The sequence below is a fragment of the Stenotrophomonas sp. STEN018 genome, from assembly GCF_056760235.1.
Map to the genome: position 1 here is coordinate 20840 of NZ_JBRREK010000054.1, position 7143 is coordinate 27982.

Here is a 7143-nt window from a genome sequence, read left to right on the forward strand (position 1 = left end):
CGGCAAGGCCACGGAGACGGTCAGGGACAGAAAAAACCGGGATCATCCCGGTAAGGCGTAGTGCCGGCTGTCCAAGCATCAACAGACAGGTTGCCTGTGCGTAATCGCTGAATGATGCTGAGCCAGCGCATTTTACGCGAACAGCTGTTAAGGCTTGTTAAAGGCGCGTCCACAGTGATCTCGTGCAGACGCGCAGCACGCCGCGCTTCAACGATGAATGCGGCGAAACACGCGTGATAGCGCCACGATGAGGCCAGTTGCCATGCAACCCACTGCGTAGCAGACGATGTCGCCCCACGAAAAAGTATTGCCGATGATCGTGTACATCACATCGCCACGCACGTAACCAAGACGCTCTGCGACATGGAAGTACTGGGCAAACTCGATGCCACAGGCAAACACAAACACCAGCAGCAGAATCAGGTAGTCGTTGATGCGCAGCACGCTGCGGATCATTGCGTAGAGCAGCATCACCACCAATACATCACCCAGATAGGCACGTACCCACGACACATGTGGAAGGCGTGTGGCGATGATCACTTCCATCGCGAACACCAACATCGCCAGCAGCAGATGCCAGCGACTGATTGCAAAAAGACTGGCTCGCTTGGCAGTGCGTGGCCGCGAATCAGCGCCAGTTTGCATTGGCGCCCCAGAATTCCACAGCGCGCGCATAGGCCGCACGGTCAATCGGCACGCCCGAGCCACCTTCTTCAACACCCAATGCGTTGCGCATCATGGTGATCGGCGCCATCGGAATTTCTTCAGCAGTCGCGGTGTACAGGCAACCGACCACGCCCCAGTCGGCCTCGATCGGTGAGCCCTCCTTCTGCAGCTGCTCGCGACTGTAGAGGATGACCACAAGATAGTCGGCCACGGCCGGCTCCACGCCTTCGAACCAGCGCACCAACACCGGCAGTTCCTCGCGACTGCGGGCCTCGTAGCCGGAACGCAGCAGATGACGGTTTTGCTCGGTGACAGGAACGGTCAGGCAGCGGGTGCTGGTCCAGTTCTTGTAAACATGCAATTTGCAGAACGGCGCATAGCCATCAAGCACCGCGTCGGCGGCATGCTCATTCAAATGCTGTTCGAATTCCTCAGCGCTGCAACCCTGGATGGTATTGGCGCGCGGCATGCGCGGGAACAAGCGGGTACGTGCAAACGGCGTCAGGTAGATGGACATCATCGCTTCCAACAAAGGAGGACGACATTGTCGGCGATCAGTGCGAAGACCGGAACCAGCGCGCCCCAACGCCCACTGCTTGCAGTGGACGTTCGCTGCCAAGCTCAGGCCTGCGCTTGCGCCTCTTGTTCGGCCACATCCATCGACGGCGTGCGCCAGCCGGAGTTGACGCCCCATAGATAGAACACGACGCCGATCGCCGCCACCAGCAACAGGTCCCAGCCATAGCTGAGATAGCCAGCACCGCCGAATGCCGTACTGCCTGCCCATGAAACCAGCGCCAGCAGCGGCAGATAGCAGATCAGCCATAGCGCGCCTTTCAGCTGCCGGGAGAAATCATGCCAACCAATCTTGCGCTGGTAATAGATGTACACCGGCAAGGCCACGACCATCAGCAGAATGATTTCGCCGGTCAGCGGCCAGCGCGCCCAGTACAGCAGTTCGGTAGCCATAACGAAGGCCACACCCGCCAGTATCGGTAGCGCGATCACCCGCAACGGGCGATGCAGATTCGGTGCAGTGCGGCGCAGCGACATCACGCTGATCGGCCCGGTCATGTAGGAAATGACGGTGGCCACCGAGATCACTGCAGCCAGCGTACCCCAGCCACGGAAGAAGAACAGGAACAGAAACGACACCGCCAGGTTCAACCACATCGCCGGCCGCGGCACGCCCCAACGCGGATGGATATTGCCCAGCACCTTGGGGGCGGTGCCATTCTGCTGCATGCCGTAGATCATGCGTGCGGTGGTGGCGGTATACGTCATGCCGGTGCCGCTGGGGCTGACGAAGGCATCCACATACAGCAGCATTGCCAACCAGTGCAGGTTGAGGATCAAGGCCAGCTGGGCGAAGGGCGAACGGAAATCGATGCCATGCCAGCCGTGCTCGGCCAACATCTGGCTCGGCACTGCGCCGATATACGCCACCTGCAACAACACATAGATCACCGCTGCCAGCAGGATCGAGCCGACCACCGCAAATGGAATGCTGCGACCGGGATTGCGGGCCTCACCGGCCAGATTCACCGGGCTCTGGAAACCGTTGAAGCTGAAAACAATGCCGGCAGTTGCGATGGCTGTAAGGATGGCGGAGAAATCCAGGATTGGTGTACCGGCTCCTTTCAATCCAACTGAGAAATTTTCGGCATGGAAGCCGCTTGCGATCAAGGCCACACCGGTCAGGGTCGGCACGATCAGCTTGAACACGGTGATGGCGCTGTTGGAATGCGCGAACAGTTTCACGCTCCAGAAGTTGATCAGGAAATAGACGACCACCAGCACCGCTGCGATCAGCAGGCCGGCATGGCTGAGTTCGCCCATTCCACCCGGCTGCTGCACATACATGTCCTGCGCCCACTGCCATGGCCATGACGCCATGTACTGCACCGAGGCCTCGGCCTCGACCGGGATCACCGAGACGATGGCGATCCAGTTGGCCCAGGCGGCGATGAAGCCGACCAGTGAACCGTGCGAGTAATGGCTGTAGCGCACCATGCCGCCGGATTCGGGGAACATCGCACCCAGCTCCGCGTAGGTAAGGGCAATGGTGAGGATGATGGCCGCGCCCAGCACCCACGCCCAGATCGCCCCGGGCCCGGCCAGGCCGGCTGCGCGCCAAGCGCCGAATAACCACCCAGAGCCGATGATCGAGCCCAGGCCGGTAAGCATCAGGGCAATGGGGCCGACGTCGCGGCGGATGGCGCTGGATGCGTTCATGCTGGCTTTCCAGTTGAGGTGGCGCCGGAGTGGCGCTGGCGTTGGATCATCGCAAACCGAACGTTAAGCCGAACGTGGTTTTTGCTGGTTTGACGTTGCTGCCAAAACCGGCATAGCCGGAAGCTTGCCGCGGTCCACTGACATGCCGAAAACGGCAAAGCTCTGCTCCCTCCCTTGCACCAAAGGTGCAGGGGAGGGTTGGGGAGGGGTGCTCTTGGCGGAGAGCTCGACGTTCAAGCGCACTTGCGTTGCGGCTTCTGATTCTGCTTCCACGCGAGGTGGAGGGCTCAAAAGCCAGAAGCAAAAGCCCCCCTCCCCAGCCCTCCCCTTGCCTGCGGCAAAGGGAGGGGGCGTAGTGCCGAGCCATGCTCGGCAGGAGCCTTCTCGCCGGTGCATGCAGGGGCGGTGCGAGCTTCCAATGAACATCGTCTGCATCGCACACAAATCTACGACGCAACTCCGACAACCGCCCACCGACAGTGGCAGCACTCCCGCGTAGATGACTGCCATGTCGCCGACCGATTCACTCAGCGAATCACTCAGCAAGGTCCCCGCCATAACCCTCGGCTTCTGGATCATCAAGATCCTCGCCACCACCTTGGGCGAAGTCGGCGGGGATGCCGTCACCATGTCGATGAACCTCGGCTACCTGATCGGCACAGCGCTGTTTGCAACGGTGTTCGCGGTCGCGGTGTTCGCGCAGATCCGCTCGCCCAAGTTCCGGCCCTGGGTGTACTGGTTCGCCATCATTGCCAGCACCACGGTCGGCACCACCCTGGCCGACTACGTCGATCGCTCGCTGGGCATCGGCTACACCGGCGGCACCACCCTGCTGCTTGCCTTGCTGTTGAGCACCCTGTTCGTCTGGCAGCGCAACACCGGCAGCATCTCGGTCACCCAGATCAACTCACCACGCAGCGAACTGTTCTATTGGCTGACCATCACCTTCTCGCAGACCCTGGGCACGGCCCTGGGCGACTGGGCTGCAGATACCCAGGGGCTTGGCTATACCGGCGGTATCGCCTTGTTTGGCGGACTGCTGGCGCTGGTGGCGCTGCTGTACTTCTACAGCCGCATCTCCCGCACCACCCTGTTCTGGGCGGCCTTCGTCCTGACCCGGCCGCTGGGCGCGGTGGTCGGCGACTTCCTCGACAAGCCGCTGGATCACGGCGGACTGGCCCTGAGCCGCTACACCGCCACGGTCGTTCTGCTGCTGACCATCGTCGCCTGCATCGCCTTGCTGCCACAACGTCCAGCCCGCCAAGCGCATTGAGAATGCGCCCGCTTCCCCAAGTCTCGGCTGAAACAATTGCATATCCATCTTGATAGAGAGATATAATTAGCAGCATCCCGTCAGACCCGGCCGCTTCCAATGACCGCGCTCAGCTTCGAGTTCTACCCGCCCAAGACCGATGACCAGCGCGCCCAGCTGGACCGCACCGCCGCCAAGCTCAAGGCCCACGCGCCGGAGTATGTGTCGTGTACCTTCGGTGCCGGTGGCTCGACGCTGAGCTATACCTCCGAAACCGTGCGCCACCTCAACCAGCACCATGGGCTGCAGGCGGCTCCGCATCTGTCCTGCGTGGGCGGCACCCGCGAGGAAATCCGCGAGCTGCTCAAGCTCTACCGCGCCATCGGGGTCAAACGCATCGTCGCCCTGCGCGGCGACCTGCCCTCGGGCATGGGCTTCCCCGGTGACCTGCGCTACGCCTCGGAGCTGATTGCCTTCATCCGTGCCGAGCACGGCGATGCCTTCCGTATCGAAGTCGGCGCCTATCCGGAAACCCATCCGCAAGCCAGCGATGCATTGACCGATCTGCGCCATTTCAAGACCAAGATCGACGCAGGTGCCGATGCCGCGATCACCCAGTATTTCTACAACGCCGACGCCTATTTCCACTTCATCGATGCCGCGCAGAAACTGGGTGTGGACGTGCCGATCATTCCCGGCATCATGCCAATCTCCAACTTCAGCCAGCTACGCCGTTTCTCCGAGCAATGCGGTGCCGAGATCCCGCGTTGGGTCAGCAAGCGCATGCAGGCCTTCGGCGACGACGCGGAAGCCGTACGCGAGTTCGGCGCCGACGTGGTTGCCGGGCTGTGCGAGCGCCTGATTGCCGGCGGCGCGCCGTCGCTGCATTTCTACACGCTCAACCTGGCCAAACCGACCAATGCTGTCTTGGAGCGCATCGGCAAAAGCTGAGCGTTCATCACTTCCTGCGCGCACGACCAACCGCTAACCTTGGCCGATGCGCCTGCTGCTGCTCCTGTTGCTCACCTGCTCCGCCCTAGCGGCATTCAATGCACACGCGCAGAAGATCAACCGTTGTACCAACGCGCAGGGTCAAACCGTCTATGGCGACAAACCCTGCGAAGTGATGGGTGCGCGCGCGCGCCTGCTACCCGATGCGCGCGCAGTTGGCGGCAGCGGCCTGTACCGCGACAGCTGCGCACGCCGGCTCAGCGAACTGGTTGCGCAGATCCAATCGGCTGCCGATGCGCGCGATCCCAATCGCCTGTCAGGCATCTATCTCTGGAATGGGCTTTCCAGCGCCGCCGCAACCCGGGTCATGGATAGGCTGGATGAGATCGTGCAACGGCCGCTGATTGACATCGCGCCGGTGTTTCCAGAGGAACCGGCCTATGTTCCCGCGCCGCCCGAGCCATTCACCTATACCGATGGCACGCCGGTCGATCCGGCCCAGGCGGCCGGCACTGGTGGCTATCCGGAAGTGCAGGCAATCAGCAATACCGGCAGCGGCCCACGTCGTCCAATTGCCTTGCGCCTGGAGCAGACCCTGCCGCGCAGCGCCACACCGACGCGGACCATCCTGCATCTGCGCCGCCAATACAATTGCTTCTGGATCACCCTGTAAGCGCAGCTCGACGCCGTCAGTGGCTCAGACCTGCGGCCATAGCGCGCGAATCGCGGCGACACCCAAGGCGCCATGCCGACGTGCGGTTTCGACATCGCCAGCTCCCATACCGCCAATCGCATAGATCGGCAGCGAGACCCGCTCACGCAGCTCGACGAAGGCATCCCAGCCAAGGCTCGCGGCATCCGGATGGGTAGCTGTGGCTTGCACCGGCCCCAGCACCGCAAAGTCGCAGCCCAACTGCTGCGCCGCCTGCAGCTGCGCAAGATCGTGGCAGGACGCGGCCACCAGCATTGATTCGGGCAGAGGCCGCGCCTGTAGCTGCAATAGCTGCTCGCTGCCCAGATGCACGCCGACACCCAGCGCACTGGCCAAGGCGATATCGCGATTGATCAGCACTTCAACCTGCTTGCCGAAGCGCTCCACCACGGTTCTGGCCAAGGCTTCGCGCTGCGCGGCCATAGGGGTGCGCAGCTGGATGCGGCGGATGCCGCCAGCGATGGCGGCCTCGATCGACGCCAGCCAGGTTTCCTCGCCATCGGTAGGCTCGGGCGTGACCAGGTAGTGGCAGGGCTGGCGCAGCGCCGCCACCACCGGCAGGTCGGCCGGCGGCATCGAATAGCGCGCCAGCTTGTCCGGGGTTACCCAGGTAATCGCCTGGCCTTCACGGCCACGCGCCGTGCCCTTCCAGTGGCGCACACGCCGCACTTCCAGGCGCAGGCGCTTGTCCGGGTAGATCTGCGGCACATCCATCACCCACTCGCCGATCTCGGCCTCGATACCCAGTTCCTCGCGCAGCTCGCGGATCAGCGCCTGCTCCGAGGTCTCGCCGGGCTCGCGCTTGCCGCCGGGGAATTCCCAGAGGCCGGCCATGTCGCTGTCGCCGGTGCGCCGGTTGAGCAGGATGCGGCCACGCGCGTCGGTGATGACGGCGGCCACGACGTGGATCGAGCGTGAAGGGGATGTCATGGACTGAGCATGCCGAAAACAGGGCTGTTGGTGCAATCGTTCGCTGAGCCCCTGTAGTGCCGAGCCATGCTCGGCAGGGGCCTTACCGGCGATGCATCGGACAGGTCATCGGCTTCGCGGCTGACGCCGCTCCCACAAAAGCAGGCCGACTATAGTGCCGAGCCATGCTCGGCAGGGGCCTTACCGGCGATGCATCGGACAGGTCATCGGCTTCGCGGCTGACGCCGCTCCCACAAAAGCAGGCCGACTATAGTACCGAGCCATGCTCGGCAGGGGCCTTAGCGGCGATGCATCGGACAGGTCGTCGGCTTCGCGGCTGACGCCGCTCCCACAAAAACCAGGCTGACTGTAGTGCCGAGCCATGCTCGGCAGGGGCCTTACCGGCGATGCATCGGAC

The 7143-nt window shown here is 62.9% G+C and carries 7 protein-coding genes; 3 read left to right on the plus strand and 4 right to left on the minus strand.

What is annotated here, in order from left to right; genetic code table 11:
• Window positions 1–207: 207 nt before the first annotated feature.
• From ACVOMB_RS17345 to ACVOMB_RS17355, 3 genes are all read right to left on the minus strand, one after another.
• Window positions 208–645, minus strand: coding sequence for a ribosomal maturation YjgA family protein (locus ACVOMB_RS17345; protein ID WP_481532315.1), 438 nt, complete (start codon window positions 643–645; stop codon window positions 208–210).
• Complete coding sequence (locus ACVOMB_RS17350; protein ID WP_481532316.1) at window positions 629–1183, minus strand: DUF3228 family protein; 555 nt, start codon at window positions 1181–1183, stop codon at window positions 629–631. Before ACVOMB_RS17350 ends, ACVOMB_RS17345 begins: the two co-directional genes overlap by 17 nt.
• A 104-nt stretch (window positions 1184–1287) precedes the next feature.
• Complete coding sequence (locus ACVOMB_RS17355) at window positions 1288–2901, minus strand: APC family permease (protein WP_481532317.1); 1614 nt, start codon at window positions 2899–2901, stop codon at window positions 1288–1290.
• Window positions 2902–3409: 508 nt separating this feature from the next.
• Here ACVOMB_RS17355 and ACVOMB_RS17360 point away from each other — a divergent pair.
• The 3 genes from ACVOMB_RS17360 (at window position 3410) to ACVOMB_RS17370 (ending at window position 5777) form a co-directional block, all read left to right on the plus strand.
• Window positions 3410–4174 (plus strand): COG4705 family protein, encoded by a 765-nt coding sequence (locus ACVOMB_RS17360; RefSeq protein WP_481532318.1) that lies wholly within the window; start codon window positions 3410–3412, stop codon window positions 4172–4174.
• Window positions 4175–4273: 99 nt separating this feature from the next.
• Window positions 4274–5104, plus strand: a complete 831-nt coding sequence (gene metF / locus ACVOMB_RS17365; RefSeq protein WP_481532319.1) for a methylenetetrahydrofolate reductase [NAD(P)H] — start codon at window positions 4274–4276, stop codon at window positions 5102–5104.
• Window positions 5105–5150: 46 nt separating this feature from the next.
• Complete coding sequence (locus tag ACVOMB_RS17370) at window positions 5151–5777, plus strand: DUF4124 domain-containing protein (protein WP_481532320.1); 627 nt, start codon at window positions 5151–5153, stop codon at window positions 5775–5777.
• A gap of 24 nt (window positions 5778–5801) precedes the next feature.
• On the opposite strand, the gene ACVOMB_RS17375 is transcribed toward ACVOMB_RS17370, so the two are convergent.
• Window positions 5802–6746 carry a Nudix family hydrolase gene (locus tag ACVOMB_RS17375; protein ID WP_481532321.1) on the minus strand — a complete coding sequence of 315 codons (945 nt, stop codon included), beginning with the start codon at window positions 6744–6746 and terminating at the stop codon, window positions 5802–5804.
• Window positions 6747–7143: the final 397 nt, after the last annotated feature.

Excerpts from the sequence above, each read along its gene's own strand:
- ACVOMB_RS17345 (WP_481532315.1), bottom strand. The coding sequence starts at position 645 with ATGCAAACTGGCGCTGATTCGCGGCCACGCACTGCCAAGCGAGCCAGT.
- ACVOMB_RS17350 (WP_481532316.1), bottom strand. The coding sequence starts at position 1,183 with ATGTCCATCTACCTGACGCCGTTTGCACGTACCCGCTTGTTCCCGCGC.
- ACVOMB_RS17355 (WP_481532317.1), bottom strand. The coding sequence starts at position 2,901 with ATGAACGCATCCAGCGCCATCCGCCGCGACGTCGGCCCCATTGCCCTG.
- ACVOMB_RS17360 (WP_481532318.1), top strand. The coding sequence starts at position 3,410 with ATGTCGCCGACCGATTCACTCAGCGAATCACTCAGCAAGGTCCCCGCC.
- metF (WP_481532319.1), top strand. The coding sequence starts at position 4,274 with ATGACCGCGCTCAGCTTCGAGTTCTACCCGCCCAAGACCGATGACCAG.
- ACVOMB_RS17370 (WP_481532320.1), top strand. The coding sequence starts at position 5,151 with ATGCGCCTGCTGCTGCTCCTGTTGCTCACCTGCTCCGCCCTAGCGGCA.
- ACVOMB_RS17375 (WP_481532321.1), bottom strand. The coding sequence starts at position 6,746 with ATGACATCCCCTTCACGCTCGATCCACGTCGTGGCCGCCGTCATCACC.